The organism is Pseudodesulfovibrio cashew, from assembly GCF_009762795.1.
Lineage (GTDB): Bacteria > Desulfobacterota > Desulfovibrionia > Desulfovibrionales > Desulfovibrionaceae > Pseudodesulfovibrio > Pseudodesulfovibrio cashew.
This window is the reverse complement of the sequence record NZ_CP046400.1, coordinates 809,963-835,228: the sequence shown is the minus strand read 5'-3', so window position 1 is coordinate 835,228 and position 25,266 is coordinate 809,963. Positions and strand designations below refer to the sequence as shown.

Below are 25,266 nucleotides of genomic sequence, written 5' to 3'. Positions count from 1 at the left end.
TTCCTAAGAGCCGACAACAACGCGGACGATGCTGGTGCAACAGCCGTCGAGGCAAGGAATATGCGTGAAGCATCCAAAGACAGACTGAAGGCGTTTCTGACACTGTTGCCCTCCATGATCCTGATGGCGATCTTCGTCTACGGGTTCATCGGTAACACCATCTGGACGTCCATGACCGACTGGGGCGGCTCCGGGTCCCTGGCCCTGAATCCCGAGAAGCATTTCGTCGGACTGGACAACTACGTGGAGCTGTTCACCGGCTTCCTCGGCGGCGGGTTCCGCCAGGACCTGGTCAACGCGGTCTACTATTCGATCATGCTCCTGGCCGGAGCCATCGGGCTGGGCATGTTCATCGCCATCCTGCTCGACCAGAAACCCAAGGGCGAAGACGTCCTGCGCACCATCTTCCTCTATCCCATGTCCCTGTCGTTCATCGTGTCCGGCACCATCTGGCGCTGGCTGCTCGCGCCCCAGGGCGGGGTCAACGTCCTGCCCACCTATCTGGGCATGGAGCCGCTGAACTTCGAATGGCTCTCCTCCACCGCCGCCATCCTCGAGTTCAACTGGCAGAACCTCTTTTCCATCCTGCTCTACGTGGCTTCCTTCCTGCTGATCATGACCGGGCTCTTCGTGTTCAGGAAAGACGGGAGCCGGGCCGTGAAGCGCTGGCTGGGGCCCGGCATCGTACTCGGCGCGGGAACCTGGCTCTTCGGCGGGCTGCTGCCCGAGGCGCTCTTCATGGAAGAGATGCACGGCTTCAACATGGCCACGCTGGGCATCATCATGGCCACCATCTGGCAGTACTCGGGCTACACCATGGCCCTGTACCTGGCCGGGTTCAACGGCATCTCCCAGGACCTGCGCGACGCGGCCATGCTCGACGGCGCGTCCGACGCGGGCTACTACCGACATGTGGCCATCCCCATGCTCAAGCCCATCACCATTTCCGCAGTGATCATCCTCTCGCACATCTCGCTGAAGATGTTCGACCTGATCTTCGCCATGACCGGTCCGGACAACGCCGAGACCGGCCATCCGGCACTGAACATGTACCTGACCACCTTCCGGGCCAATGATTTCGCCGTGGGCGCCGCCATTGCCATCGTGCTCTTCCTGGTGGCCGCCACCTTCATCGTGCCGTACCTCATCGGGCAGTATCGCCAGAGGAGGAGGGGATAGCCATGAAACGCACCACCACCGGTTCCATCCTGCTCTACGGCACCCTGGCCGTCCTGTCCCTGTTCTTCCTCATGCCCGCCTACATGGCGGCCGTGACCGCCCTGAAGCTGCCTGCGGAGATATCCCTGCCCTCGGCCTGGGAGCTCCCCTCGGTCTTCAACTGGTCGTCCTTCTCCCAGGCAATCCAGTTGCTCAAGCCGAACTTCATCAACTCCGTGATCCTGACCCTGTGCGCCACGGCCGGATCCACGGTGCTCGGCTCCCTGAACGGCTACGTCTTTTCCAAGTGGAAGTTCCCGGGCAGCGAGATCGTGTTTACGCTCTTCCTGTTCGGCATGTTCATCCCGTACCAGGTCATCCTCATCCCGCTCTTCCAGACCCTGCGGGCCATGAACCTCTACGGCGGGCTGCCGGGCCTGATTCTGGCCCACATCGTCTACGGGCTGCCCATCACCTCGCTGATCTTCCGCAACTTCTACGCCCAGATTCCCACTGCGCTCATCGAGTCGGCGCGGCTGGACGGCGCGGGTTTCTTTTCCATCTACCTGCGCATCGTGTTCCCGCTCTCCATCCCCGGCTTCGTGGTCACCTCGCTGTGGCAGTTCACGCAGATCTGGAACGAGTTCCTCTGGGGCATCTGTCTCACCCGCCATGCGGACAACCCCATCACCGTGGGGCTGGCGCAACTGGCGGGCGGCCAGGCCGTGAGCTGGAACCTGCCCATGGCCGGTTCGATCATGGCCGCCGTGCCCGTGCTCTGCATCTACATCTTCCTTGGCCGCTACTTCATCCGGGGTCTGCTGGCCGGTTCGGTCAAGGAGTAGCTGTGTGGGCTGCCTGGTAGAGGCGGAAAAATCAGAAGGGGAAGCCGCCCTTCAGGGCGGCGATGTCGGGTGATTTAGCCTCCGGCGGCCAAAGGGGCGAGCCCCCTTTGGAAACCCTTTCTCGCCTTTGGCGAACGTCTTTAAAAGGAAAAACTATTGGCTGACCTCAGTTCCATACATGGCAGCCAGCTTGCTTCCGCACGGCTCTGAGCGAAGCGAACACAAAAAGTTTAGGAGAGTCCGGAGAACCCTTTCCAAAGGGTTCTCTGGTCCCGCCGAAGGCGACCCCCGGTAGGGCCGCCGGAGGCCTTCCCCTCACGCCATACTCCCGCACATAAAAGCCAAAAAAAACGGCGCACGCTCCAAAAGCGTGCGCCGTTCGTCATTCTTATGGAAGCCAGCTTAGGAAGCGCGGACCTTCACCAAAAAGGCGGTGGTGGAGTAGCCTTCGAGCAGGGGCAGGCTGAGCACCTGTCCGCCGGCCTTGGTGACCACGTCGTTGCCCACGATGTCCTCCACGGGCCAGTCGCCGCCCTTGACCAGGATCTGGGGCCGGACGGCCTTGATCAGCTCCAGGGGCGTGGACTCGTGGAAGATGATGATTTGGTCCACGCAGGTGAGTCCGGCGAGCACGAAGGCGCGCTCCTCCTGGGAGTTGAGGGGGCGGTCGGCGCCCTTGCCGAGCATCCTGACGGACTCGTCGGAGTTGAGTCCGAGGATGAGTGAGTCGCCCAGGGCGCGCGCCCGGGTGAGCAGGTCCACGTGGCCGGGATGGAGCACGTCGAAGCAGCCGTTGGTGAAGACCACCCGGTGGCCGGGCATGAATTCCGCCTTCCGCTTCAGGTAGGTGCGGATGGACATGAGCTTGGAATTTTCGGGAAGGGCCATGGCGTCGTCCTATTTCTGGCAGGGCGTGCGGGTCGGCACGTTCTTGGGTTTGAGCTTGGTGGTGTCGTGGAAGAGCATCAGCTCGAACCAGTCCATGGCAAAGGAGAGGCAGACGAATTCGTCGTTGAGGATGGCGCGCTGGCGTTTCTCGTCCACGTCCACGCGTTCGAAGAGGCGCATCTTTTCGATGAACCGCTGGAACTCGTCGACCTTGTAGAGGGCGAGGGTGGCCATGTGGCTCATCTTGTCGGAGACGGGATGGCCGCCTTCCTTGATCCGGGCCAGGATGTGCATGTAGCGGTCGTTGCTGGCGGTGTATTCGTGGAATCCCTGGTCCTGCTTCCAGGACGCGCCGGTCCATTCGTCCTTTTCGAGGAAGCCCTTGCAGTGGTCCTCCTTGACGATGAAGAACTGCTCCTTGACGCCGCCCTTGCCGTCCGGGCGGGTGGCGCGGCCCAGGGGGTACATGCGGCACGCGCCGGGGCGGTCCGGGTAGATGGCACAGCCTTCTTCAGTGACAAAGGGGCAGGTGCGGGCCGCGTTGTCGGTCATGCGCAGCTTGAAGACCGGGAAATTGGTGTCCGGGGCGCGCTGTCCGATGGTGTGGACGCGCAGGAAGTCGATGGAGTCCTTGCCCGTGGCCTGGCGCATGCGCAGGATGTCGTAGGGCGTCAGGGTCATGTTCAGGTCGCTGCAGCAGGCATTGAAGCATTCGATGCCGGGATAGCATTTGAAACAGTATGTTTTGCCTTCCTCCAGCTCCGGCAGGGAGTCGAGGAAGTCCTTGGTTTGATCTTCGCTCATGGCTGTTCTCCGGGGCGTGGCCCCATTATTTCCGGCAGCGGCTCATCCCGCCATCGGGTGGCCCGTCCTAGCACGGACGGTCGATAAAGCAAAGGCTCTAGTCCCCAGGCTCCCCGGCGGCTTCCTCCTCCAGGGCCTTGGCCACGCCGTCCTCGTTGGTCATGGAGGCGTAGGCGTCCTTGAAGATGAGCTTGGTGGCCAGCTCGTCGGCCTGTTCGCCCAGCTCCATGAGGTGCTCGAGGAAGTCGATGATGGCCAGACGGCGTTCTTCTTCGCCGTGCTCGAACTCGAACTGGCAGTCTCCGCTTTCAAAATAGTGCGCCACGCGCTTGAGGTAGTCGATGTCCAGCATAGGGTCTCCGCTAGTCGTGGTGATAGGGCATGTTCTTGAGGATGGTCCCGGCCCGGTAGAGCTGCTCCAGGAGTACGAGGCGGGCCAGTTCGTGGGGCAGGGTCATGTCGCTCAGGCGAATGGCGTGCCGCGCCGCTTCCTTGACCTCGTCCGAGAGGCCGAAGGGGCCGCCGATGACGAAGACCGGCCGCTGGTTGGGGGCGTCGGTCCATTGACGGACCAATTTGGCCAGCTTGCGCGAGGTGAGCCGCTCGCCGTGCTCGTCCAGGATGATGAGCACGTCGCCCTTGCCCACCTTGGCGAGGATTCCCTCGCCCTCCTTCTTGTTGCGATCGATGTTGGGCAGCTTGCTTGGGCCGTCCTTGACCACGGCCTCGTCCAGCTTGAAGAAGCGGGACAGTTTTTTCCAGTAGAGGGCGCACCCCTCCTGGGAGAAGCGCTCTTTGAGCTTGCCTACCCAGATGAATCCGATTTTCGACATGGCTCCGTTAGATGCTCTTGAGTTCGGCGTTCAGTTCGCCGTCCGCATAGTCTATGCGCACATATCCGCCTCCGGCGAGCATGCCGGGGTTGATTATCGTGGTATCGCCCACGCGGTCCACGCCTGCGGCCTCATGGATGTGCCCGGAGATGACCAGGGCGGGCTGGACTCGCTCGATGAAGGCGCGCACGCCGGGGCTGCCCACGTGCTGGCCGTTGCCGAGCATATCCAGGGCGGTGCCGTGGGGCGGCTCGTGGATGGCGCAGACCAGATGGCCGAATCCGTCGGCCTTGGCGTAGGTCTCGTCGAGCAGGCCGGCCAGGGTCTGTTCGGAAATCTCGCCGGGCGTGCCGAAGGGGGTGGGCGTGGACAGGCCGACGCCCAGCAGGCCGAGGTTCGGGGCAAGCTCACGCACCTGAAGGTGCAGACCCATGCCGCGTTCCTCAAGGTAAGCCTGGACCGTATCGGTGTCCATGTTGCCCGGCTGGGCCAGGATGCGCGGGTTGATGGCGGCCACCGCGTCGATGACCCGGGCCGCCGCCTCCCGGCTTCCCCGGTTGGTCAGGTCGCCTGTGATGATCACGCCGTCCGCGTTCGCCAGGTCCGGGATGCTCTCCAGGACGCCGGTGGACTCGTGCACGTCGCCGAATGCTATGAAATACATATCTTTCAACTCCGAAAAATGGCTTGGTCAGGGGATTCGACAGGACCGTATCCCCCAGGGGAGGCGGAGTCAATGAAAGGCGAAGGCCACCGCCGATAACCTCGGGGTGGCCTTCTGTCGAGAATCTTGCTGCGTGCCTAGGACTCGCCGTGCGTCCAGCAGGCTCCGTTGCCGGGGGCGGCCAGCTCGGCCAGCTCGGCAAGCCGCTTGTCTACGCGATGATAAAGGGAATCCGTGGGGTATTTGCCCCGCTTGTTGCGTGTGCCGCAGCGCATTCCGGTGAGGATGGTCATGGCCTCCTCGATGGTCTTGACCGGGAAGATGTGGAAGAGGCCGTCCTTCACGGCCTGGACCACCTCGTCCTTGAGCATCAGGTTGACCACGTTGTCCTCCGGCAGGATGACGCCCTGTTTGCCGGTCAGCTTGCGGCGGCGGCAGACCTCGAAGAACCCCTCGATCTTGCGATTGACCCCGCCCACGGCCATGACCGCGCCGGTCTGCGAGACCGCGCCGGTGAAGGCCAGGGAGAGGTTGATGGGCACGTCGGACAGGGCCGAGAGCAGGGAGGCCAGCTCCGCGCCCGAGGCCGAGTCGCCTTCGATGCCTGCGTAGGACTGCTCGAAACAGAGCGAGCCGGTGAGCACGATGGGCTTGTCCTGGGCGAACAGCCGGACCAGGTAGGACTTGATGATCATCATGCCCTTGGTGTGGATGGGGCCGCCCATCTGGGCCTCGCGCTCCAGGTCGAGGATGCCGCCGTGGCCCACGCCGACGGTGCAGGAAATCTGGTGGGGCAGACCGAACTCGTAGTCGCCGAACATGGTGACGGACAGGCCGTTGGCCCGGCCCGTGCCCTGGCCCGAGGTGGAGACCTTGATCACCTGGCGGTCATAGTCCGAGAGGAATTCCTCCTCGTACAGGTTCACGCGGTAGTCCTTGGCGGACACGGCCTCTGCCAGTTCTGCCGTGCCGACCTTCTCCTTGCCAGCCATGCGCGCCATGGCCGAGGCCTCGATCATCCGTTCCCGGATGAGAGGCACGTACAGGGAGAGCCGTTTCTGGTCCTCCACCAGGCGGGAAGCGAAGTCCACCAGTCCGGCCATGGCCTCCCTGGTGAAGGGCAGGGTGTCGGCGGCCTTTGCGGTCTGGCCGATGACCGAGAGGAAGTTGCGGATGTTGGCCGCAGTGCGCGGCGCCGCGTGCTGGAGGTGCGCCTTCAGCTTGAAATATTTGGCGAAGCGGTCGTCATTGTAGAGGAGCAGTTCATAGTGCTCGTCCGTGCCGATGAGCACGACCTTGAGCTCCAGCTCGACGGGATCGGGCTGGAGGGAGCGCGCCCTGACCTGGTCCGGGTCCACCGGGTCCTCGATGCGCGACTGGCCGGAGCGCAGGGCGCGGAGCAGGCCCTCCCAGGAGTTGGGATTGGAGAGCAGGTCCTCGATGTTCAGGATCAGGAACCCGCCGTTGGCCTTGTGCAGGGCTCCGGCCTTGATCAGGGTGAAGTCCGTGTAGAGCGCGCCCATCTCGGCCTCGCGCTCGATGGAGCCGAGCAGGTTGAAGGCCGTGGGGTGGTCCTCAACGATGACCGGCGCGCCCTTTGTCTTGCCGTTGTCCACAAACAGGTTGACCTCGAAGCGGGAGAAGAAGTCCTCGCCGCCGGGCACGGCGTCTGACAGCAGCCCGGCCAGGGCGGAGTCCTTGGGCATGAACTGGTCCACGTTGTCGACCACCTCGTTGATCACGTCCTCGAAGTAGCCACGCAATGCCTCGATGTCCTTGAACTTCTCGACTACCTTGAGGTAGCAGTCGGCCATGACGTTTTTGGCGGTCTCGCGGTGCAGGTCGGTCTCGGAGTCCCGCAGGTCCATCTCGTTCTGATTGATCTGGCGCAGGATGGAGGAGACCGAGGCGAGCAGTTCCTCGCCCTTGGCCTTGAGCTTTTTGCGCTCGGCGGGCTTGAACTTGTCGAAGTCCTTGTCCGAGACCACCTCGCCGTCCACGATTGGCGAGAGGGTCAGTACGCCTTCATCGTCCAGGCTCAGGGAGAAGTCTTCCTTTTCTGCCGTGGCGTCCATCTTGGCGAAGAGGTCCTCGCGCTTGGTGTTGAATTTCTTGACGAGGCGCTCGTGCTTCTTCTGGAAGGCATCCTTTTCGAACCGGGCCGGGATTTCCTGCCGGATGGCGGTCATGGCCTTGTGCTGTGCCTGCTTGAGCTTGCGGCCACGGCCTGCGGGCATGGCGACGCAGACGGGCCGGTCGCTGTCCTCGAAGTTGTACAGGTAGACCCAGTCGCACGGGGTCTTTCCCTTGGACGCCGCGGGCCGCAGAAACGATTTGACGAAGTAGGTCCGGCCCATGTTCGGCTCGCCGGCCACGTAGACGTTATGCTCGTTGCCCGTGATGCGCAGGGCCAGGGACAGGGCCTGGATGGCTCTGGGCTGAAACCGGGGATAGACGTTGCGGTCGGGGATCTCCGTGCTGTCCGCGTACGGGATGCGCTCCGGGTCCAGAGTGGCGCGGAGCTTGGAGACGGGAAGGGCCTTGGCCTTGGGTGGGGTGGTCTGCTTCATCAAACGCTCACGAGAGTTGCTGTGTGGCGAGAGGTTCGCCGCTACAACGGAACTTACGTGGTTTCCCCATGTTTGTCAGCAAGTTGATGAGGCCCCCGCGCGGAGCTGGCGCTGCCGGGGCGGCGCACGGGAAGGGTGCGGTTTATTTTATATAATTGGGAAGATTGAGGAAAAGATTTGTCGTGTAGGTGGTCATCTTGTCCATGATCCAGGGGAATGCAAGGAGTAGGGCGAGAAAGATGGCCACGATCTTGGGGACCATGGTCAGAGTCATCTCCTGGATCTGGGTGGCGGCCTGAAGAATGGAGATGAATATGCCGACCGCCATGCCGATGCCGAGCATGGGCAGGGAGATGATCAGGGTCATCTCGATGGCCTGTCTCGCGAAGCCGACGACGAATTCCGGTGTCATGCCTCATGCTCCTTGGTTGTCGGGTTCTTCATTGCCTTGCCTCAGCCTTGGAAATTCCGCGCAGGCTCCCTGGGAATGCCTGTGCATCTCGTCACTGGAAGGTGTTGACCAGCGAGCCGATAAGCAGGTTCCAGCCGTCGATGAGGATGAACAGCAGGATCTTGAACGGCAGCGAGATCATGACCGGCGGGAGCATCATCATGCCCATGGCCAGCAGGATGGAGGCCACGACCATGTCCAGGATCAAAAACGGGATGTAGATGAGGAAGCCGATGGTGAAGCCCGTCTTCAGCTCGGAGATGGCGAAGGCGGCCACGAGCATCAGCGTGTTGACCTCTTCCTTGGTCTTGGGCCGGGGCTCCTTGGTGATGGAGTAGAATATGGAGAGGTCCTTTTCGCGCGTATGCTTGAACATGAACTCGCGCACGGGCTTCTGGGCCCGGTCCAGGGCCTCCATGAACTGGATTTCCTCGTTGAGATAGGGCTGGAGCGCGGTGTCGTTGATGGCCTTGCCCACGGGCATCATGATCACGACGGTCATGAAGATGGCCAGACCGGCCAGGATTTGGTTGGGCGGCATCTGCTGGGTGCCCATGGCCTGGCGCAGGAAGTGAAAGACGATGATGATCCGGGTGAAGGAGGTCATGGTCAGCATGATGGCCGGGGCCATGCCGAGCACGGTGAGCAGGAAGAGGATTTCCAGCAGGGTTGAGACCTCGCCGGGTTCGGCCTGCCCTGCCGCCAGCTCCATGGTTAGCTTGGGGACCGTAGGTGCCTGGGCGAGGGCGAGGGCGGGCACCAGCAGCGCCGCGCATGCCGCGCACAGGAGCAGTATCCACCAGCTGCTTTTTCGCATCACCCTTGTCCTTCTTCGTCCGTCTTGCGCTTGAGCAGTCGCGCGAACCCGGTGTCCGCCGGCGCTTCTTCGGCTGCGTCGTCGGCCTCGAACTCCCTGAGCAGTGTCACCCGCTCCTCGGTCACGCCGAGGACCATGTCCTTGTCGCGGTAGCGGACCACGGCCACGGACTGGCGATTGCCGAGCATGAGCCGGGTCAGCAGGCGGGGCGCGCCATTGCCCGAACGCACGCCCATGCCCTGGACTCCCAGCCGCCTGAGCAGCCAGTAGGCCAGGAATATCACCCCGAGCAGCAGACAGAGGTAGCCCAGAGTGACGAGGACGGAGGACCCGATGTCCACCGCCGGGAGCGGCGTGCCCGTGGCATTGTGCCCGGCCGTGGCCGCCGTCGCGTTGACCGCCACGCTATCCAAGCTGCTTTACCCGCTCGATGGGGCTGATGATATCCGTCAGCCGGATGCCGAATTTCTCGTTGATGACAACGGCCTCGCCGCGTGCCACCAGCTTGCCGTTGACGTAAATTTCCAGGGGCTCGCCCGCCAGCTTGTTCAGCTCGACCACCGAACCCTGCCCCAGCTGGAGCAGCTCGTTGATGAGCAGCTTGGTCCGGCCCAGTTCGGCGGAGACCTCAAGGGGGATGTCCAGAATGAAGTCCAGGTCGCGCTTGCCCGACTTGCTGGGCGCCTTGGCGTCGGCGCTCATGTCCGTCAGGTCGTAGTCGTGCGTCTGGGTGGAGAGGAACTCCTGTTCCTTCTCGTGCTTGACTTCATCCTGTTCGGTCTCGGCCAGGGCTGCTGCCCATTCGTCGGCCAGGGCCTCGTCGGCGGAGACCTCCGTCCCACCGGCATCGGCGGGGTCGGTCACGTTCTCGAGCCCTCCAAAAGGATCGTCGGGGTCGGTCGCGGCGGGGTCGTTGCCTTCCAGCAGGGCGTCGGCCCATTCCTGAGCGAGTTTATCTTGATCTTCGGCCATGTCACTACACCTCGTGAAAACGTTTTCCAGTGGCGACCGTCAAAAGCGGGACGGTCCGCAGGCGAATCTGCAAGATGCGTGCTACTGGATGACCATCTCGGTGATGTACACGCGCAGAACGCTGCCCTTGCCAAGGATCTGGTTCAGCCTGTCCGCCACTTCCTGCTTGAGTTGGAGCTTGGCGTCCATGGTCGAGAGCGAATCGTAGGTCTTGCTGGAGAGGAGCAGGAGCAGCGTGTCCTTGATCTTGGCCTCATACTTGCCCATGGCGGCCTGGGTTTCGGGGTCGCGGACCTCCACCTCCATGCCGAGCTTGAGGTAGCGCCGCCCCAGGGGGTCGGCCAGGTTGACCAGGAACACGGGCAGGGGCACCAGGGTCCCTTCCAGGGTCTCCAGGGGTTTCACGTCATCCTCGGCCGGAGCTTGCTCTGCGGCCTGGTCGCCGTCCTTGGGGGCCAGGAACATGGTGTAGCCGAAATAGCCGCCTGCGCCGAGCAAGGCCAGCAGAATCACGCCGATGATGATCCATTTGAGCTTGCCGCCCTTCTTCCCTTCTTCACGGAGTTCTTCGTCAGCCATGGCGAACATCCTTTTTTCTTTTCGCTTGTCGATGCATAGCCCGATTCCATCGGGTTTTCCAGACAAAGTTTAGACGGTGGCAGTGGCCCGGCGCCGGCCGGACAGGCCTCCGTCCCTTGCGGGGTTATTGGTAACCGCCTACGGGTCTTGCCGTTTTCAATAAAATCTCCACGCGCCTGTTTTTGGCCGAATCCACGGGCCGTCCCAGTTCGTCCAGAACCGGGAAATTCCCGCCGTAGGCGGACAGGGAAAGCCGCTGGTCCGGCAGCCCCGCCTTGACCAGGTAGGCGAGTACGGACAGGGCGCGGTCGCCCGAGAGCTCCAGCGGAGTCTGCGTGTTGTCCGAGACGTCCGTGTACCCGGCCACGTTGATGGGGGCCGCGGTCTGGGTCATCATGGGTACCAGCCGGTCGATGAGAAACTCGCCCCGCTCGGACAGCGCGGTGGAGCCGGGGGAGAAGAGCAGGTCGTCCGAGAAGACCAGGGCCACGCCGTCCGGCTTGGCCAGGACATCCAGGTTGCTGTCCAGCTCGCTCTTGGAGATTTCGTCGGGGAGCACGTCGTCCGGGAAGAGCAGGTCCTTGATGCGCTGCTTCTTGTTCAGGATCTCCCACGGTTTTTCCATCAGGTCCACGATGAGCCGCTCCTTGGCGTTGACCCGGCCCGAGCCGCGTTTGTCCAGGAGGCCGAGGTCCGCCGTATGCAGGGTCACTCGTGTCAGGATGGCGTTGTCCATGGACGACATGGTCAACAGCAGCACGAAAAAGGTGAGCAGCAGGGTCACCAGGTCGGAGAAGGTGACCAGCCAGAGCGCCAGAGGCGGGCAGCTTTCCTTTTTTTTCTTGCCCATTCCCTACTCCCTGTCCGGCGGGTTCCTGAAGTCGAACTCGAATCCGTTCACGTCCAGCCTGTCGTCCTTGGGACGCTCCTTGGGGGTGAGCTGCCGCAGCCGGTCGCCCGGGTCCACGCTGCGCTTGTCGAGGACGATGTCCACGCGCCGGTTTCTGGCCCGGCTCTCCGCCGTGTTCTCGGGGTAGAAGGGCCGGAACTTGCCGAAGGCCTCCACTCTCAGCTGGTCGGGCCGCATGCCCCGGTCGATGAGATAGGTATAGACTGCCAGGCTGCGGTTCAGGGAGAGCTTCCAGGAGAGGTCCGGGATTTGCTCGTCGTCGCCGGGCTGGTAGTTGATGCCCAGCTCGTCGCGCAGTTCGGAGGTGTGCCCGGCCAGCAGCAGGGGATAGCGGACCTGGGCGAGCACGGGCATGAACCGGTCGAGCAGGGCGCGGCCTTCGGGCGTCAGGGTCGCGCCGTCGGGCGCGAAGAGCATCCGGGAATTGATGGACAGGATCTGGACGAAGCGGTTGGAGCGGAAGTTGATGTCCTTGTCCACGTTCTCCCATTTGAGCTCCTTGAGAGGCTCCAGGTCGCCCTCGTCGATGGGGCCGGGCTCCACGGTGCGTCGGGTGTCCTTCTTGGAGAAGACCTCGTAGCTGGCGTCCTGGAACCCGAAGGTGCCGATGATGGAGCCGAGCGCCACCAGCTTACGCCGGGCGTCGATCTGGGACATGGAGACCAGGAGGACGAAAAAGGTCAGCATGAGCGTCATGACGTCCGAGAACGTGATCATCCACGGAGGCATCTCTTCGCAGATGAGTGGTTTCTCTTTCTTTGCCATGATGCGTCCCTCTCGGGTGGTGAAGATTAGTCGGAAGAGACCCTGTCCTTGGGCGGCAGGTAGCTGTTGAGCTTTTCTTCGATGATGCGCGGGTTCTCGCCCTTGGAGATGGACAGGATGCCTTCCATGATCATCTCGCGCAGGAGCTGCTCCTCCTTGGAGCGCGCCTTGAGCTTGCCCGCCATGGGGTTGAAGACGAGGTTGGCGAGGATGGCGCCGTAGAGGGTGGTCAGCAGTGCCACGGCCATGGCAGGGCCGATGGTCGAGGGGTCGGACATGGTCTGGAGCATCTGCACCAGGCCGATGACCGTGCCGATCATGCCCATGGCCGGAGCCAGGGTGCCGAGCACGGCGACCACGTCCGCGCCGGTGGAGTGGCGCTCGGCCAGGTAGGTGATCTCGGTCTCCAGGATTTCCTGGATGGTCTGGGGCTCCAGGCCGTCCACGGTGAGCTGGAGGCCCTTGCGCATGTACTCGTCGTCGATTTCCTTGATCAGCGGCTCCAGGGAGAGGATGCCTTCGCGGCGGGCGCGGTTGGCGTAGTCCTTGAACCGCTCGATGATCTCCACCGGTGCCTCCAGGCTGGAGAAGAAGGTGTTCTTGATGACGCCGATGACGCCGATGACGTAGCCCAGCGGGTAGTTGACCATGGCCGCGCCGATAGTGCCGCCCACGACGATGAGGAAGGAGGGCACGGAAATGAAGATGATCAGGCTGGAGCCCGACAGGATGGCCGCGACACACAGGCCGAACGAGAGCACAATGCCGATTATTGTTCCTAAATCCATACCTTCGCTTCCTTGCGTCAGTTAGGCCGGGAGGTCGCTCACCCCTTGGGCGCTCTCGCTCCGAAAATTCGCGTTCCGATTCGTACCAGCGTCGCCCCTTCCTCCACGGCCGGGACAAAGTCGCCGGTCATGCCCATGGACAGGTGGGGCAGGCTCGTTCCCAATTGTTTCTCCAGCGCTTCCTTCAACTCCCTGAGCCGGGCGAACACGGGCCGCGCCCGCTCCGGGTCGTCGAAGAACGGGGGCATGGTCATCAGCCCTTGCAGGCGCACGCCTTCCATCCCCATGACTTCCTCGGCCAGGGCGGGCAGTTCCTCCGCCGCTACCCCGGACTTCTGCACCTCTCCGGCGATGTTCACCTGGAGGAGGATGTCCTGGACGGTGTCCCGCTCCAGAGCCTTCTTGTCCAGCGCCCGGGCCAGCTTGGCCGAATCCACGCTGTGCACCAGGGCGAACTTTCCGGCCACGAACTTGGCCTTGTTGGACTGCAGCCCGCCGATGAAATGCCAGCGCAGGTCCAGGTCGGCCAGCTCTTCCTGCTTGGCCACGGCCTCCTGCACGTAGTTCTCGCCGAAATCCATCTGTCCGGCTTCGGCCAGGGCGCGGACGTCGCTGGCTGGCTTGATCTTGGACACCGCCACCAGGGTCACGTCCCCGGGCTCGCGCCCTGCCCGCCTGGCCGCCAGGGCCAGCGCTTCTCTTACCTCGGCCGCGTTGTCGGCCAACTCCTGTTTTCTGTCCTGCATAATGTCCAACAACTCCGGGCGGTAAGCCTCTCCTGCCTTATCGGCCCGTTTTTCATTTGGTTTAACGAATTATTGAAGAAATCGTATTTTTCACCTGCTCTGCCTCCGTATATCACGACACAGGGAGATGTAACTACCCGAAATTTCGCCCGAAGTGGGCAGGCTTCAAAAAGAGCAATTTTTTCGGATTATTAAGTCTAGAAGTTATCTATACGGCGGGCGGGGCCTTTGGCAAGGCGTGCGGCGAACCATTGTCGGCTGTGCCAAAGCTCTGGACAGGTGTGTGACCGTGGAGGCGAATCCCGCCTGACCCGCACCCATGTCAACACCTTATCTTGCCCCTTTTTCGCCCGTTCTCATGCCATTCTCACCCGTTTACGCCCCAGCCCGAAAGCCGGGGGTAGGGTTGCGCCGATGCCCGGACGCCGTGTCCGGGCCCGGAGAAACCCTAACTTTGGAGGACGGCATGACCGCACCATACGAGTACAGTTTGAAGCGCGACCTGAACGGTCGCATCGTGGAGAAAATCGAAACCGTGGCGGGCAGGGCCATGGTGTGGACCTATGACTACGACAAGGCGGGCCGCCTGACCGAAGCCCGGCTTGACGGACGCCAGGTCTGCCAGTGCTGGTACGACAGGGAGGGCCGCCGTATCCAGGATTGTTTCCCGCGCTCCGTCGGGCGGGACCTGCGCCGCTTTTCCTACCGGCTGGACAATCGGCTGCAATCGGCTGGGAACAACGGCTACACCCATGACGGAAACGGATTCCGCTCCATCTGGAACAACGGGGGCCGCTACACCACGTACGCATACGCGCCCGACTACAGGCTCCTCCGGGCGGAAAAGGAGGACGAGGGGACCGTGTTCGAGTTCGCCCACGATGATGAAGGCAGGCGCGTGGCCAAGTACTGCAACGGCGGCCTGACCGAGGCGTACGCCTGGCGGGATTTCATCCGCCTCGCCGGATTTCATGACGGCGAACAGGCCTTCGAGTTCGCCTATGTCGAGGACGAGCGCACCCCCTATGCCATGCGCCGCGAGGACGGCTTCATCGCCTACCTGTTCTGCGACCAGGTCGGCTCCCTCAGGGTGGTTGCCGACATGGACGGCAACGTGATAAAGGAAATCCTGTACGATCCGTTCGGCGGCATTATCGAGGACACCAACCCGGCCTTGCGCATCCCCATCGGCTTCGCCGGCGGCCTGCATGACCGCGACCTCGGGTTCGTCCGCTTCGGCTGGCGGGACTACGACCCCTTCACCAGCCGCTGGACCGCGCCCGACCCCATGGGCGACGCGGGCGGCGATGACGATTGGTACGGCTACTGCCTGGATGACCCGGTGAACACCTATGATCCACGAGGGCTGAAAGGGGAGACTGTTGATGGTGTTACGTATGACGAAAACGGAATGCCCATTGACGAGAAAGGGCTTGCCGACCCGGACATTGATCCGGTGATGGATTTGATACCCGTCCTCCCGATTGGAAAGGCAATAACCAAAGCCGGAAAGGGAACGTACCGCATCTACAAAGCAGGCAAGGAATTCAAATTCGGCAAGAATTGGCGAATAGCCCCCTTGGGAAACAGAACAGGTAAGAAGGTTGGAGAACTACCTCACTACCATCGTCGGGGAATTGATCTAAAAACAGGAAAAACCAAAGAAGGACAAGGTATTGGACGACATAGGCCATGGGAAATTAAGAAAACTGACAAGTCTTACAAAGACAGATTCTAGAGTGAGAACGGGGTGCGGCATGGCCGCACCCCGCCTGGAGTAACTATGCCCCCAGAAATAGTATTCCCAATTTTTATTTTCGGCGACGGAGACTGCATTGTTTTGTTGCGCAATGAAGATGTTGGATCAGAGCTTGAACATTATGATGTCACTGACAAAGTCTACAGTGGCTATGACTACGATGGAAGACTTCTCAAATTCACAACGGACGAAAATATGGCCGTCAGGTGCGAGGCGACAAATTCTCAAGTTCAACATGATGAGCTTATGAAACGACTGCATTCCCATCTGGCGCGTCTCAACTACTGCCCTTATGATAAGAACAATGATTCCATTACTAAAGCCATGGCAGCGGGGCTCCTCACGGAAACCAACTTTGAATATCAATCGTTTTTAGGATGGCTCAAATCGTTCATCATCGGCAGAAAGTAGCCTGAGCTAGCACAGTCCGATCGGCCTTCGGGCTGGCGGGACTCCGCCCCCTTCACCAGCCGCTGGACCGCGCCCGACCCCCTGGGCGATGCGGGCGGCGATGACGACTGGTACGGCTACTGCCTGGACGACCCGGTGAACGGGACGGACCCGCTGGGGTTGTTTGCGATGCAAGGATTGATCAACGCAGGTGGACAATTGCTACAGTATGCTCCCGCAATCAACAGGGTAGGGACTGCTGTGGCAAATGAATTCATGGATGGCAGGCCGGGGTACATTAATGCCATCACTGATGGTTGGGAATGGTACACGGACAAGGTTGACTCCAATCTTAAAGAGATGCGTAAGGATAGGCGGTCCGTGCTTGAAAGCTATCACAAAGATTCTCTCTCGTTGCCAAGCAAGGAATGATGATGGGATGTCATGCCGCATGCTGAGAGCGATCTTCCTGTATGCGGCTTGACTTAGAGTTTGATTAAAGGAAATACGGCATGTTGGCAGTAATGGGTATTGTTTTTGATTACATTATTTATATTTTGCCTATAATGATCTTGTATCTATTCGTTGTGTTTTTATCATCTTCTCCGCTGCTATCTTACTTTGTTGGTATATTTATTTCTACTCCATTTTTGATTGCAATGCTGAATCGTAGGAAGAGTGGTATCACCCATTTATTGCGGCAGATGGTCACAATGAAGTCTTTGTCCTTTTTTGTGTTGTTTTCAGTTCCAGTCATCGTGGCTTTTGCCGTCTCTGGGCTTGCCATTAGCTTTTTCAAAGAAGTCTATGTCCCTATGGCTGCATTTGTTTTAACGTTTTCCATTTCATTTAGCATGATTGCACCATCTCTTTACAGCGTGGCAACAGGCGGCACGCGAGAGATGTTGAATCTCTCGGAAGGTGCGGCTGTTTGTATTGTTTTAGCAATTGGTGTTGTTGGGAATTCTGTGGACAAGTTTGTTGTTTCTTCCAACTGGATAGAATCAATCATTATGACCCTCATTATATGCCTCTCGCACGTTCTTACTCTGTTTTTTCTGACGTCGCTGATCTCCTTGCGGCAAGTGCATAGTTGACCTGAGGTAGGCAAGCTTATCGCCCGAAGCGCTCCACCTGATATTAGCGATCGGAGGCAGTGGCTAGTATGCTTCGGCTAGCGTAATCAGATCCATCGGTGGCTGCGCCTTCGTTGCTCCGACAGGGCAGGCACGCCTTGAAAACGGCCGGCAAAATGGCAAAGGATGTTGGAAAGACTGTCGGCGACACAGCCAGAGCGCATCCTGTCCTTGCGGATAAGGTCCCACGGATAATGAATGATTTGGTGAACCCGAACATGCCGCCTGAAACAACGGAAGGGCAAATAATAAATGCAGCGAAGCACTATGGGCAACTCGGATATGAAAAGATACAAAAAGATTTATAGTTATGCGTAGAGTGAACAAGTTGTTGTTTGCTGGCGGAATCGTCAACTCTTTCGGGGGAGTGCTGGTTGCATTTGCTCCCACCGGCTGCTGGTATGGCTACTGCTGGAATCAGGAGGCATATAATGTCCCGCTCGGTATTGGAATCGCCTGTCTTGGTCTCGTCATGCTCGTCGCATCACTTCGCAAGGGACAGCGAGACTATGGAGAGATGTACATTTGTTCTCGTTGTGAGACCGCCCTGCCGTTTGCCGAGGTGCCGGATGAACAATGCCCGCATTGCCATATCCCCATGGAACCCCTCAAAGGGTTCTATACTCGGCACCCGGAGTTGAAGAAGGACTAAAGACATCGCCCCGGCCAGTCCGGGGCGGTTTCATTTGGTTTCCAAGGCAGGAAAGACTGTTACAAGTGTGTCAAAGCGACCCCTTCACCAGCCGCTGGACCGCCCCCGCCCCATGGGCGACGCGGGCGGCGATGACGACTGGTACGGCTACTGCCTGGACGATCCGGTGAACGGGACGGACCCGTTGGGGTTGTTGAAAAATGAATATGGCGACGAAATTCCCGAAGGAAGGATTATCACAGAGTACTTCCCCGGTATCGAATCTGTCTTTTCAGCGTACGGAACTAAGAGGAAGGTACAAGCCGCTTTGCGAAAAGAGAAGGCGGAATATACGGACAGCAACGATTTGGCTATGCGAGGCAATCTTGAGAAAGAAGCTGAAGGCTTTGGTTTTCTAGATGGGGTTTTCAGTGCCTATCGACACAAGACAGATAAAGGTGCAATCCAATATCACATACAAAAGGCCAAGGAACAAATCGGAAGTAAGTAGATGATGCAGGCGAGGTATGCCTGCCTCGCTTGCATTTAAAATAATTGGAGGAATGGTGAGGGATTTTGTGTTTTATATTGCAATCGCTAGCTATGCTGTTCCAGCAATATATAAAACAATCAATCTTTTGTTTTATACATCGGATATAATTCTTGCCGCACTTTCTGTGGCTAGCTGGATTTTAGTACTTGGCTGTGCGTATGGGACGAGCAAAGGGATCCGAGTCTGTAAATGGATAGTTGCAATGTATCTTTCACTGTGCGGCATTTTAATGTTGCCTTGGTTTATGTCGCCAGCGATAGCCTCTTTGACTAAACGTTTCGCTCTTGGCGCTTTAGGGCTCTGGTGGATAGCCGCATCTCTTTGGATTATAAAATACTATCAACCTGCCAAGATAGAAAGAAAATAAAGTGCCATTCTCTTGGTCGGTTTTATCTCCGTCGGCGACACAGCCAGAGCGCATCCTGTCTTTTCGGATAAGGGCTCACGTGAAATGAATGATTTGGTGAACCCGAACATGCCGCCTGAGACAACGGAAGGGCAGGCAGTGCAAGCGGGTAAGTTCATTGGGGGAAAACTATATAATGCGTACCGGGATGAACATGGGGTGCAAAACAAGCGTACCAAAAAGAAGAATTAATAAATTCCTTTTTATTTTTGGTATCATTAATATGAGTTGGGCTTTCGCTACATGGCTGATTCCCTATGCATGCTGGCATGGCTACTGTTGGGATGAGAGCGAGTACAATATCCCTCTCGGCTTCATCATGTTTGCCGTTGGTCTCGTCATGCTCGTCGCATCACTTCGCAAGGGACAGCGAGACTATGGAGAGACGTTTATCTGCCCTCGTTGCGAAGTCGCTTTGCCCTTTTCCAAAGTGCCGGATGAACAATGCCCGCATTGCCATATCCCCATGGAACCCCTCAAAGGGTTCTATGCTCGGCACCCGGAGTTGAAGAAGGACTAAAGACATCGCCCCGGCCAGTCCGGGGCGGTTTCATTTGGTTTCCAAGGCAGGAAAGACTGTTACAAGTGTGTCAAAGCGACCCCTTCACCAGCCGCTGGACCGCGCCCGACCCCATGGGCGACGCGGGTGGCGGAGTCGGCCAAGGGCATCCGCGTACAGGTTCCCCCTGAGGAAAAGGTGCAGGGGAGCGAATCAACCCGACCCGTTGCGGCTGCAACGCGCTGTGCGGTCGGATTGTCCTCTCCCCTGCGGGCTGCTTTTGGCTGACGTCCCCTAGGCGGGGGTGACTATGGAATGCACGGTGCGGACCAGTTCGGCCTCGCCCTTGGCGGCGTAGGTTTCGTACAGTGACATGATGGTCGCCTGGGAGAAGACGTAGTTGCGGAACTGCTTGAACGGCTTCTTGTCCAGGTCGCCCTCGGAGAGCTTGTAGTCGCGGACCGCCACCTTTTTCATGACCGGGACGAGCCACTGGGCCGCGGGAACGGTCAGGACCCAGTCGTGGTCGCCCAGGTGGGTGACGAACCCTTCTTGGCGGCGGGGCAGGGGCAGGGTCTTGCCGTCCTCGGCCAGCAGGCCGCGCTTGACCGGGTCGACGCCCGCGATGATGGCGGCGGCCTGAATCCAGCCCACCACCTGGGCCTCGTCGGCCTCGGTGCGCGGATGGTTGTGGGCGCACGCCTGGGCCACGATGACCTCGGCGGGCAGGCCGCGCACGATGGACTCGGCAACGCCGAGCGGGTGGTGCTCGCCGGTGCCGGCCAGCTTCATCTCGGAGCGGGACTCGCCGTCCCCACCCCACTGGAAGACCCACGGCTTGTGCAGGTCGTGCAGGAGCTGCGCCGCGATGACCACGTCGCGGTCGAGCATGTAGTCGTATACTTCACGATACCCGTCGTAGATGGAGAGGGACACGCGCGTGTTCAGGCCCGTGTGCGTGGCCAGGCCGCCGGGATAGGCGTGGTGGCTGCCGTAGCCGCTGCCCGGCGCGGCGTAGAAGGGCTGCGGGGCCTTGGCACTGTCGGCCACGGGCGGCAGGAAATCCTTTTCCGCCACGTCCTTGAGTAGCCCCTTGGCGGTCAGCTCCTTGTGGATGGCCTTCTTCTCGGCGCTGCCCATGCCCTTGGTCAGGGTCGGGGCGGGGGTGTCGAGGATCGCCTCCACTCGGGTGCGGATGGCGGGGTTGCGGATTTCGGCGGCGGTCAGGCGGATGGAGCGCCAGGAGGCCGAGACCGGCCCGGAGGCCTCGGCCATGGCTTCGGGGGTCAGTTCCAGGCACTCGCCCAGGGAACAGTTGGCCGGAGCGGCACAGGCCGCCCTGGGCAGGGCGCTTGCAGCGGCAACGGCCCCTGCGGCCATGCCCAGTTTCAGAAAATCGCGTCGATTCAGGCTTTCGGTTGTCATGGGTATCTCCTCTTGATGAATGGGGTTTTCGTGAAAGTGTACCCAATCTACGCGGTGCACGGGCCGGGTTCCCGACGATTCCGTGGCGCTCCGGAAACGAACCGTGACGAGTGTGCGAAAAAAGGTGTCGTCCATATACATATTAAAAAGAAACTTGACGGTGACGCGTTTTGAAGGGCATAGACCCCCCTCAGCCAAGGCAAAACGCGAACAGGGGTTGCCATAAGCCCCGTATGACGGCTAAGAGGCCCATATGCCCAAAGATTTGATCATTGTTGAGTCCCCCGCCAAAGTGAAGACCATCTCCAAGTTCCTGGGGAAGGACTATATCGTGGACGCCTCCGTGGGCCACGTGCGCGACCTGCCCACCCGGGATCTCGGCGTGGACGAGGAGCACGATTTCACCCCGCAGTACGAGGTGATCAAAGGCAAGGAAGAAGTGGTGAAACGCCTCAAGGCGGCGGCCAAGAAGGCCGACACCGTCTACCTCGCCCCTGACCCGGACCGCGAAGGAGAGGCCATCGCCTGGCATGTGGCCGAGCTGATCAAGCCGGTCAACGACAAGATCCGGCGCATCCAGTTCAACGAAATCACTTCCCGCGCCGTGAAGGAAGCCCTGGAACACGCCCAGGACCTCAACGAGAACCTGTTCGACTCCCAGCAGGCGCGCCGCATCCTGGACCGCCTGGTGGGCTACAAGATTTCCCCCATCCTCTGGAAGAACGTGAAGCGCGGCATCTCCGCCGGGCGCGTCCAGTCCGTGGCGCTCAAGATCCTGGTGGAGCGCGAAAAGGAACGCCGCGCCTTCAAGGCCGACGAATACTGGCCGTTCAAGGTGCTCCTGGAGGGCAAGAACCCGCCGCCCTTCTGGATGGACCTGCACAAGCTGGAGGACAAGGCGGTCAAGCCCGGCGTCAACCACGTTGGCACCCAGTCCGAGGCCGAAGCCCTGCAGGAAGCCCTGGAGAACGGCGAGTTCAAGGTGGACTCCGTGCAGGAGAAGCAGCGCAAGCGCTCGCCCCTGCCGCCGTATATCACCTCCACACTCCAGCAGGACGCCAACCGCCGCATGGGCTACTCGGCCAAGCGGACCATGTCCATTGCCCAGCGCCTTTACGAAGGTGTTGAGCTGGGAGCCCGGGGCACCACCGCGCTGATTACCTACATGCGTACCGACTCCGTGCGCGTGGCCAAGGACGCGCAGGACGCGGCCAAGGAACTCATCCTCGACCGGTTCGGCGCTGACTACTACCCGCCGAAGACCCGCAATTTCAAATCCAAGGGCGGCGCACAGGACGCGCACGAAGCCATCCGTCCGGTCGACGTGACCATCGTGCCCGAAGACGTCAAGCAGTACCTCCCCGGCGAACAGTACCGGCTCTATCGGCTCATCTGGCAGCGCTTCGTGGCCTCGCAGATGGCCGTGGCCACCTTCTGGGACACCACGGTCCTGGTCTCGGCCCCGCGGACCCTGTGGCGCGCCAAGGGCGAGCGGCTGCTCTTCCCCGGCTTTCTGGCCGCCATGGACAAGGCCGGCTCCGAGGGCGACACCGAATTGCCCAAGCTGGACGAGGGCGACGTCCTGAAGCTCAACGAGCTGAAAAAGGAACAGAAGTTCACCCAGCCGCCGCCGCGTTACTCGGAAGCCTCGCTGGTCAAGACCCTGGAGGAGCTCGGCATCGGGCGGCCGTCCACCTACGCGGCCATCATCTCCACCCTCCTGGACCGCGAGTACGCGCGTCAGGAGGAGAAGAGGTTCGTGCCCACCGAGCTCGGGTTCACGGTCTCGGACCAGCTTTCCGAACATTTTCAGGCGCTCATGGACGTGGGCTTCACCGCCCAGATGGAGAACCTGCTGGATGACGTGGCCGCGGGCAAGCAGGACTGGGTCAAGCTGCTCAAGGATTTCGGCGGCGACTTCTATCCCACCCTGGACAAGGCGCGCACCGAGATGGGGCGCTCCCAGCAGGTCACGGACATCAAGTGCGAGAACTGCGGCAAGCCCATGGCCATCAAGTTCGGCCGGACAGGCGAGTTCCTGGGTTGCACCGGCTTCCCCACCTGTCGGACCATCAAGAACTTCACCCGCGACGAGGAAGGCAACATCCAGATCGTGGAGCGGGAAAAGCCCGAGGACACCGGCGTCAAGTGCGAGAAGTGCGGACGGCCCATGGCCATCAAGCAGTCCCGCCGCGGCGAGTTCCTGGGCTGCACCGGCTACCCGGACTGCAAGAACATCGTCAATTTCGAGCGCGACGAGGACGGCAAGATCAAGGTCGTCGAGTCGGAAAAGCCCAAGGTGGTCGGCACCTGCCCCGAGTGCGGCGGCGAGCTGCTGCTCAAGAAGGCGCGCACCGGCTCCCGATTCATCGCCTGCTCCAACTACCCGGACTGCACCTATGCCGCGCCGTTCTCCACGGGCGTTCCCTGCCCGCGTGAGGGCTGTGAAGGCGAGCTGGTGGAAAAGTCCTCACGCCGGGGAAAGCTCTTCTATTCCTGCTCCACCTACCCCAAGTGCGACTACGCGGTCTGGAACTGGCCCATCAACGAGCCGTGCCCCAAGTGCGGCCATCCCATCCTGACCCGCAAGACCACCAAGGACAAGGGCGAGCACATCGCCTGTCCCAAGAAAGGCTGCGGTTATACGCGGGACATCGACGAGCCCGCAGGCCAGGAAGGGGAAAAGGAATAGCCGGTTCACCAAACGTATGTGAAAAGGGCCTGCCGCGATTTGCGGCAGGCCCTTTTTCGTCTGTCTTGTTGCTTGTGGAGTCTGAGATCAGGAGTTGAAGCCGCCTTACGGCGGCGATTTTCGGGTGATTTGATTCGCCACGTCCAAATCCGCTGTCCTGCGGATTTGTCGCCCCCGGCGGGCAAGGGGGTGAGCCCCTTGCATCCCCTCTCTCGCGCCTTCGGTGCGAATGATGCGACTAATCTTCTAGACCGCGTCCGGGCCGGATTCGCCGGTGCGGATGCGGACCACGTCGTCCACGGGCGAGATGAAGATCTTGCCGTCGCCGACCTTGCCGGTGCGGGCCGCCTTGGACACGGCCTCCACTGCCTGCGGGACGATTCCTTCCTCCACGACAGTCTCGATCTTGATCTTGGGCACGAAGTCCACCTGGTATTCGGCGCCCCGGTAGACCTCCTTGTGGCCCCCCTGGCGGCCAAAGCCTTTGACCTCGGTGACGGTCATGCCCTTGATGCCGAGGCCGGTCAGGGCCTCCTTGACGTCGTCCAGCTTGTGGTTGCGGGTGATGATTTCCAGCTTTTTCATTGCATTCTTCCTTAACTATGCCTGGTAGGCGGTTTCACTGTGTTCCGAGGTGTCCATCCCGATTTCCTCGTCGTTCTCCTCCATGCGCAGGGGCGAGAAGGCGTTGATCCCCTTGAGCAGGACCCAGGAGACGACCAGGGTGTATCCGCCCACCACGCCGATGCCGGTGAGCTGGGACAGGAAGAAGGAGGCGTTGCCGAAGAAGAGGCCGTCCGCTCCGCCGGGATTAACCGCGGTGGAGGCGAGCAGGCCCAGGGCGATGGTGCCCACCAGGCCGCCCACGCCGTGGATGCCGACCACGTCCAGGGAGTCGTCGTAGCCGAACCGGTTCTTGGCCAGCACGGCGGTGTAGCAGATCAGGCCGCCCATGAGGCCGATGAGCACGGCGGAGTTGGGGCTGACGAACCCGGCTGCCGGGGTGATGGTGGCCAGACCCGCGATGGCCCCGGAGCATGCGCCCAGGGTGGTGGGTTTGCCCACGTGGTACCATTCGACCAGGGTCCAGGTGAGCATGCCCGTCATGCCCGCTATGTGGGTTGAGACGAAGGCCGTGGCCGCGATGCCGTCAGCGGCCAGTGCCGAACCGCCATTGAAGCCGAACCAGCCGAACCAGAGCAGGCCCGTGCCGATGACGGTCATGGGCAGGTTGTGCGGAATGAACTGGCGCTTGCCGAATCCCTTGCGCGGGCCGATGACGATGCAGGCCACCAGGGCGGCCACGCCGCAGGTCAGGTGGACGACCAGGCCGCCCGCGAAGTCGAGCACGCCCATGGCCCCGAGAAACCCGCCGCCCCATATCCAGTGGCAGACCGGGTTGTATACGAGCACTGACCAGAGCACGGAAAAGCAGATGAACGGCAGAAAGCGCACCCGTTCGGCGAACGCGCCGGTGATCAGCGCGGGGGTGATCACCGCGAACATGCACTGGTAGATCATGAAGACGAGGTGCGGGATTGTGGGAGCGTAATCCGGGCTGGGCGCGGCGGTGACGCCGGATAGGGCCAGGTGGTTCAGGCCCCCGATGACGCCTGCCACGTCCGGGCCGAAGCTCAGGGAATAGCCTAGGTAAATCCATTCGAGCGTGATGAGCGAGATCATGATGATGGACTGCATGATGGTCCCGAGCACGTTCTTGCTGCGGACCATGCCCGCGTAGAACAGCGCCAGCGCGGGGGTCATCAGCAGCACGAGCGCCGCGGACACGAGGATGAAGGCGGTATCGCCGCTTTGAATCATTCCAACCCTCCAAGGAAACGAAAGTAAAAAGATTACACCAAAGGAGACCGCCCGGCGCGGCCTTTCCAATAAGCCCGTTCCCAGTTCCGGCTCGGAACAAGACTTTACAATTTTGGCATAAAAATACCCAATGTGAGCTTGTTACAAAGCAATAAGGGTGCCAG

The 25,266-nt window shown here is 60.7% G+C and carries 28 protein-coding genes; 10 read left to right on the top strand and 18 right to left on the bottom strand.

The genetic code is table 11. The features are described from left to right. The first annotated feature begins 60 nt into the window (after nucleotides 1-60). Nucleotides 61-1,179, top strand: a complete 1,119-nt coding sequence (locus GM415_RS03685; protein ID WP_158946485.1) for a carbohydrate ABC transporter permease — start codon at nucleotides 61-63, stop codon at nucleotides 1,177-1,179. Nucleotides 1,180-1,181: 2 nt separating this feature from the next. Further along, on the top strand, nucleotides 1,182-2,003 hold the full coding sequence (locus GM415_RS03680) for a carbohydrate ABC transporter permease (protein WP_158946484.1): 822 nt from the start codon (nucleotides 1,182-1,184) through the stop codon (nucleotides 2,001-2,003). Nucleotides 2,004-2,405: 402 nt separating this feature from the next. Here GM415_RS03680 and rfaE2 read toward each other — a convergent pair whose 3' ends face one another. From rfaE2 to GM415_RS03605, 15 genes are all read right to left on the bottom strand, one after another. After that, complete coding sequence (rfaE2, locus tag GM415_RS03675) at nucleotides 2,406-2,891, bottom strand: D-glycero-beta-D-manno-heptose 1-phosphate adenylyltransferase (RefSeq protein WP_158946483.1); 486 nt, start codon at nucleotides 2,889-2,891, stop codon at nucleotides 2,406-2,408. Between the two features lie 9 nt (nucleotides 2,892-2,900). Continuing rightward, entirely contained in the window at nucleotides 2,901-3,695 is a 795-nt protein-coding gene (locus GM415_RS03670; protein WP_158946482.1) for a YkgJ family cysteine cluster protein, read from the bottom strand. Between the two features lie 97 nt (nucleotides 3,696-3,792). Continuing rightward, nucleotides 3,793-4,047, bottom strand: coding sequence for a hypothetical protein (locus GM415_RS03665; RefSeq protein WP_158946481.1), 255 nt, complete (start codon nucleotides 4,045-4,047; stop codon nucleotides 3,793-3,795). Between the two features lie 10 nt (nucleotides 4,048-4,057). After that, a complete protein-coding gene (locus GM415_RS03660) occupies nucleotides 4,058-4,528 on the bottom strand; it encodes a 23S rRNA (pseudouridine(1915)-N(3))-methyltransferase RlmH (protein WP_158946480.1) in 471 nt (156 codons plus the stop codon). 7 nt (nucleotides 4,529-4,535) lie between these two features. Then, nucleotides 4,536-5,192 (bottom strand): metallophosphoesterase, encoded by a 657-nt coding sequence (locus tag GM415_RS03655; protein WP_158946479.1) that lies wholly within the window; start codon nucleotides 5,190-5,192, stop codon nucleotides 4,536-4,538. 137 nt (nucleotides 5,193-5,329) lie between these two features. Then, nucleotides 5,330-7,762, bottom strand: a complete 2,433-nt coding sequence (locus GM415_RS03650) for a Lon protease family protein (RefSeq protein ID WP_158946478.1) — start codon at nucleotides 7,760-7,762, stop codon at nucleotides 5,330-5,332. A gap of 142 nt (nucleotides 7,763-7,904) precedes the next feature. Then, the gene (gene fliQ, locus GM415_RS03645; protein WP_158946477.1) at nucleotides 7,905-8,174 is read right to left on the bottom strand and encodes a flagellar biosynthesis protein FliQ; all 270 of its coding nucleotides are present in this window, start codon (nucleotides 8,172-8,174) and stop codon (nucleotides 7,905-7,907) included. A gap of 91 nt (nucleotides 8,175-8,265) precedes the next feature. Beyond that, a complete protein-coding gene (gene fliP / locus GM415_RS03640) occupies nucleotides 8,266-9,030 on the bottom strand; it encodes a flagellar type III secretion system pore protein FliP (protein WP_158946476.1) in 765 nt (254 codons plus the stop codon). Further along, a complete protein-coding gene (fliO, locus tag GM415_RS03635) occupies nucleotides 9,030-9,434 on the bottom strand; it encodes a flagellar biosynthetic protein FliO (RefSeq protein ID WP_158946475.1) in 405 nt (134 codons plus the stop codon). Before fliO ends, fliP begins: the two co-directional genes overlap by 1 nt. Before the next feature lies 1 nt (nucleotide 9,435). Further along, nucleotides 9,436-10,002: a flagellar motor switch protein FliN gene (gene fliN / locus GM415_RS03630; RefSeq protein WP_158946474.1), complete on the bottom strand. Its 567-nt coding sequence runs from the start codon at nucleotides 10,000-10,002 to the stop codon at nucleotides 9,436-9,438. An 81-nt stretch (nucleotides 10,003-10,083) separates the two neighbouring features. Beyond that, nucleotides 10,084-10,581 (bottom strand): flagellar basal body-associated FliL family protein, encoded by a 498-nt coding sequence (locus GM415_RS03625; protein WP_158946473.1) that lies wholly within the window; start codon nucleotides 10,579-10,581, stop codon nucleotides 10,084-10,086. 124 nt (nucleotides 10,582-10,705) lie between these two features. Next, nucleotides 10,706-11,431: an OmpA/MotB family protein gene (locus GM415_RS03620; protein ID WP_158946472.1), complete on the bottom strand. Its 726-nt coding sequence runs from the start codon at nucleotides 11,429-11,431 to the stop codon at nucleotides 10,706-10,708. A gap of 3 nt (nucleotides 11,432-11,434) precedes the next feature. After that, on the bottom strand, nucleotides 11,435-12,256 hold the full coding sequence (locus GM415_RS03615) for an OmpA/MotB family protein (RefSeq protein WP_158946471.1): 822 nt from the start codon (nucleotides 12,254-12,256) through the stop codon (nucleotides 11,435-11,437). A 26-nt stretch (nucleotides 12,257-12,282) separates the two neighbouring features. Continuing rightward, entirely contained in the window at nucleotides 12,283-13,044 is a 762-nt protein-coding gene (locus tag GM415_RS03610) for a motility protein A (RefSeq protein ID WP_158946470.1), read from the bottom strand. Nucleotides 13,045-13,082: 38 nt separating this feature from the next. Next, nucleotides 13,083-13,790: a YggS family pyridoxal phosphate-dependent enzyme gene (locus tag GM415_RS03605; protein ID WP_158946469.1), complete on the bottom strand. Its 708-nt coding sequence runs from the start codon at nucleotides 13,788-13,790 to the stop codon at nucleotides 13,083-13,085. A gap of 466 nt (nucleotides 13,791-14,256) precedes the next feature. Here GM415_RS03605 and GM415_RS03600 point away from each other — a divergent pair, with 466 nt between their 5' ends. The 7 genes from GM415_RS03600 (at nucleotide 14,257) to GM415_RS03575 (ending at nucleotide 19,185) form a co-directional block, all read left to right on the top strand. Further along, nucleotides 14,257-15,528, top strand: a complete 1,272-nt coding sequence (locus tag GM415_RS03600; protein WP_199244331.1) for an RHS repeat domain-containing protein — start codon at nucleotides 14,257-14,259, stop codon at nucleotides 15,526-15,528. 45 nt (nucleotides 15,529-15,573) lie between these two features. Then, a complete protein-coding gene (locus tag GM415_RS03595) occupies nucleotides 15,574-15,960 on the top strand; it encodes a hypothetical protein (protein ID WP_158946468.1) in 387 nt (128 codons plus the stop codon). Between the two features lie 491 nt (nucleotides 15,961-16,451). Beyond that, nucleotides 16,452-17,036, top strand: a complete 585-nt coding sequence (locus tag GM415_RS03590) for a hypothetical protein (RefSeq protein WP_158946467.1) — start codon at nucleotides 16,452-16,454, stop codon at nucleotides 17,034-17,036. Nucleotides 17,037-17,385: 349 nt separating this feature from the next. Then, nucleotides 17,386-17,727 (top strand): hypothetical protein, encoded by a 342-nt coding sequence (locus GM415_RS03585; protein WP_158946466.1) that lies wholly within the window; start codon nucleotides 17,386-17,388, stop codon nucleotides 17,725-17,727. A 112-nt stretch (nucleotides 17,728-17,839) separates the two neighbouring features. After that, nucleotides 17,840-18,217, top strand: a complete 378-nt coding sequence (locus tag GM415_RS17955; RefSeq protein ID WP_199244370.1) for an RHS repeat-associated core domain-containing protein — start codon at nucleotides 17,840-17,842, stop codon at nucleotides 18,215-18,217. Between the two features lie 16 nt (nucleotides 18,218-18,233). Beyond that, nucleotides 18,234-18,626 (top strand): hypothetical protein, encoded by a 393-nt coding sequence (locus GM415_RS03580; RefSeq protein ID WP_158946465.1) that lies wholly within the window; start codon nucleotides 18,234-18,236, stop codon nucleotides 18,624-18,626. A 175-nt stretch (nucleotides 18,627-18,801) separates the two neighbouring features. Then, nucleotides 18,802-19,185 carry a hypothetical protein gene (locus GM415_RS03575; RefSeq protein ID WP_158946464.1) on the top strand — a complete coding sequence of 128 codons (384 nt, stop codon included), beginning with the start codon at nucleotides 18,802-18,804 and terminating at the stop codon, nucleotides 19,183-19,185. A gap of 273 nt (nucleotides 19,186-19,458) precedes the next feature. Here GM415_RS03575 and GM415_RS03570 read toward each other — a convergent pair whose 3' ends face one another. Beyond that, nucleotides 19,459-20,589, bottom strand: coding sequence for a twin-arginine translocation signal domain-containing protein (locus GM415_RS03570; RefSeq protein WP_158946463.1), 1,131 nt, complete (start codon nucleotides 20,587-20,589; stop codon nucleotides 19,459-19,461). Between the two features lie 253 nt (nucleotides 20,590-20,842). Here GM415_RS03570 and topA point away from each other — a divergent pair, with 253 nt between their 5' ends. Then, entirely contained in the window at nucleotides 20,843-23,281 is a 2,439-nt protein-coding gene (gene topA, locus GM415_RS03565; protein ID WP_158946462.1) for a type I DNA topoisomerase, read from the top strand. Nucleotides 23,282-23,527: 246 nt separating this feature from the next. Here topA and GM415_RS03560 read toward each other — a convergent pair whose 3' ends face one another. Both GM415_RS03560 and GM415_RS03555 read right to left on the bottom strand, forming a co-directional pair. Continuing rightward, on the bottom strand, nucleotides 23,528-23,866 hold the full coding sequence (locus tag GM415_RS03560; protein ID WP_158946461.1) for a P-II family nitrogen regulator: 339 nt from the start codon (nucleotides 23,864-23,866) through the stop codon (nucleotides 23,528-23,530). A gap of 15 nt (nucleotides 23,867-23,881) precedes the next feature. Beyond that, on the bottom strand, nucleotides 23,882-25,102 hold the full coding sequence (locus GM415_RS03555; RefSeq protein ID WP_158946460.1) for an ammonium transporter: 1,221 nt from the start codon (nucleotides 25,100-25,102) through the stop codon (nucleotides 23,882-23,884). Between the last annotated feature and the right edge of the window lie 164 nt (nucleotides 25,103-25,266).

Coding starts and splice junctions, on each gene's coding strand:
- GM415_RS03575 (WP_158946464.1), top strand. CDS start 18,802: ATGCGTACCGGGATGAACATGGGGTGCAAAACAAGCGTACCAAAAAGA.
- rfaE2 (WP_158946483.1), bottom strand. CDS start 2,891: ATGGCCCTTCCCGAAAATTCCAAGCTCATGTCCATCCGCACCTACCTG.
- GM415_RS03555 (WP_158946460.1), bottom strand. CDS start 25,102: ATGATTCAAAGCGGCGATACCGCCTTCATCCTCGTGTCCGCGGCGCTC.
- GM415_RS03670 (WP_158946482.1), bottom strand. CDS start 3,695: ATGAGCGAAGATCAAACCAAGGACTTCCTCGACTCCCTGCCGGAGCTG.
- GM415_RS03600 (WP_199244331.1), top strand. CDS start 14,257: ATGACCGCACCATACGAGTACAGTTTGAAGCGCGACCTGAACGGTCGC.
- GM415_RS03660 (WP_158946480.1), bottom strand. CDS start 4,528: ATGTCGAAAATCGGATTCATCTGGGTAGGCAAGCTCAAAGAGCGCTTC.
- GM415_RS03680 (WP_158946484.1), top strand. CDS start 1,182: ATGAAACGCACCACCACCGGTTCCATCCTGCTCTACGGCACCCTGGCC.
- GM415_RS03590 (WP_158946467.1), top strand. CDS start 16,452: ATGTTGGCAGTAATGGGTATTGTTTTTGATTACATTATTTATATTTTG.
- GM415_RS03650 (WP_158946478.1), bottom strand. CDS start 7,762: ATGAAGCAGACCACCCCACCCAAGGCCAAGGCCCTTCCCGTCTCCAAG.
- GM415_RS03605 (WP_158946469.1), bottom strand. CDS start 13,790: ATGCAGGACAGAAAACAGGAGTTGGCCGACAACGCGGCCGAGGTAAGA.
- GM415_RS03620 (WP_158946472.1), bottom strand. CDS start 11,431: ATGGGCAAGAAAAAAAAGGAAAGCTGCCCGCCTCTGGCGCTCTGGCTG.
- GM415_RS03625 (WP_158946473.1), bottom strand. CDS start 10,581: ATGGCTGACGAAGAACTCCGTGAAGAAGGGAAGAAGGGCGGCAAGCTC.
- GM415_RS03685 (WP_158946485.1), top strand. CDS start 61: ATGCGTGAAGCATCCAAAGACAGACTGAAGGCGTTTCTGACACTGTTG.
- GM415_RS03570 (WP_158946463.1), bottom strand. CDS start 20,589: ATGACAACCGAAAGCCTGAATCGACGCGATTTTCTGAAACTGGGCATG.
- GM415_RS03665 (WP_158946481.1), bottom strand. CDS start 4,047: ATGCTGGACATCGACTACCTCAAGCGCGTGGCGCACTATTTTGAAAGC.
- GM415_RS03585 (WP_158946466.1), top strand. CDS start 17,386: ATGCGTAGAGTGAACAAGTTGTTGTTTGCTGGCGGAATCGTCAACTCT.
- GM415_RS03580 (WP_158946465.1), top strand. CDS start 18,234: ATGCCTGCCTCGCTTGCATTTAAAATAATTGGAGGAATGGTGAGGGAT.
- GM415_RS17955 (WP_199244370.1), top strand. CDS start 17,840: ATGGGCGACGCGGGCGGCGATGACGACTGGTACGGCTACTGCCTGGAC.
- fliP (WP_158946476.1), bottom strand. CDS start 9,030: ATGCGAAAAAGCAGCTGGTGGATACTGCTCCTGTGCGCGGCATGCGCG.
- GM415_RS03610 (WP_158946470.1), bottom strand. CDS start 13,044: ATGGATTTAGGAACAATAATCGGCATTGTGCTCTCGTTCGGCCTGTGT.
- fliQ (WP_158946477.1), bottom strand. CDS start 8,174: ATGACACCGGAATTCGTCGTCGGCTTCGCGAGACAGGCCATCGAGATG.
- fliN (WP_158946474.1), bottom strand. CDS start 10,002: ATGGCCGAAGATCAAGATAAACTCGCTCAGGAATGGGCCGACGCCCTG.
- GM415_RS03595 (WP_158946468.1), top strand. CDS start 15,574: ATGCCCCCAGAAATAGTATTCCCAATTTTTATTTTCGGCGACGGAGAC.
- GM415_RS03655 (WP_158946479.1), bottom strand. CDS start 5,192: ATGTATTTCATAGCATTCGGCGACGTGCACGAGTCCACCGGCGTCCTG.
- topA (WP_158946462.1), top strand. CDS start 20,843: ATGCCCAAAGATTTGATCATTGTTGAGTCCCCCGCCAAAGTGAAGACC.
- GM415_RS03560 (WP_158946461.1), bottom strand. CDS start 23,866: ATGAAAAAGCTGGAAATCATCACCCGCAACCACAAGCTGGACGACGTC.
- GM415_RS03615 (WP_158946471.1), bottom strand. CDS start 12,256: ATGGCAAAGAAAGAGAAACCACTCATCTGCGAAGAGATGCCTCCGTGG.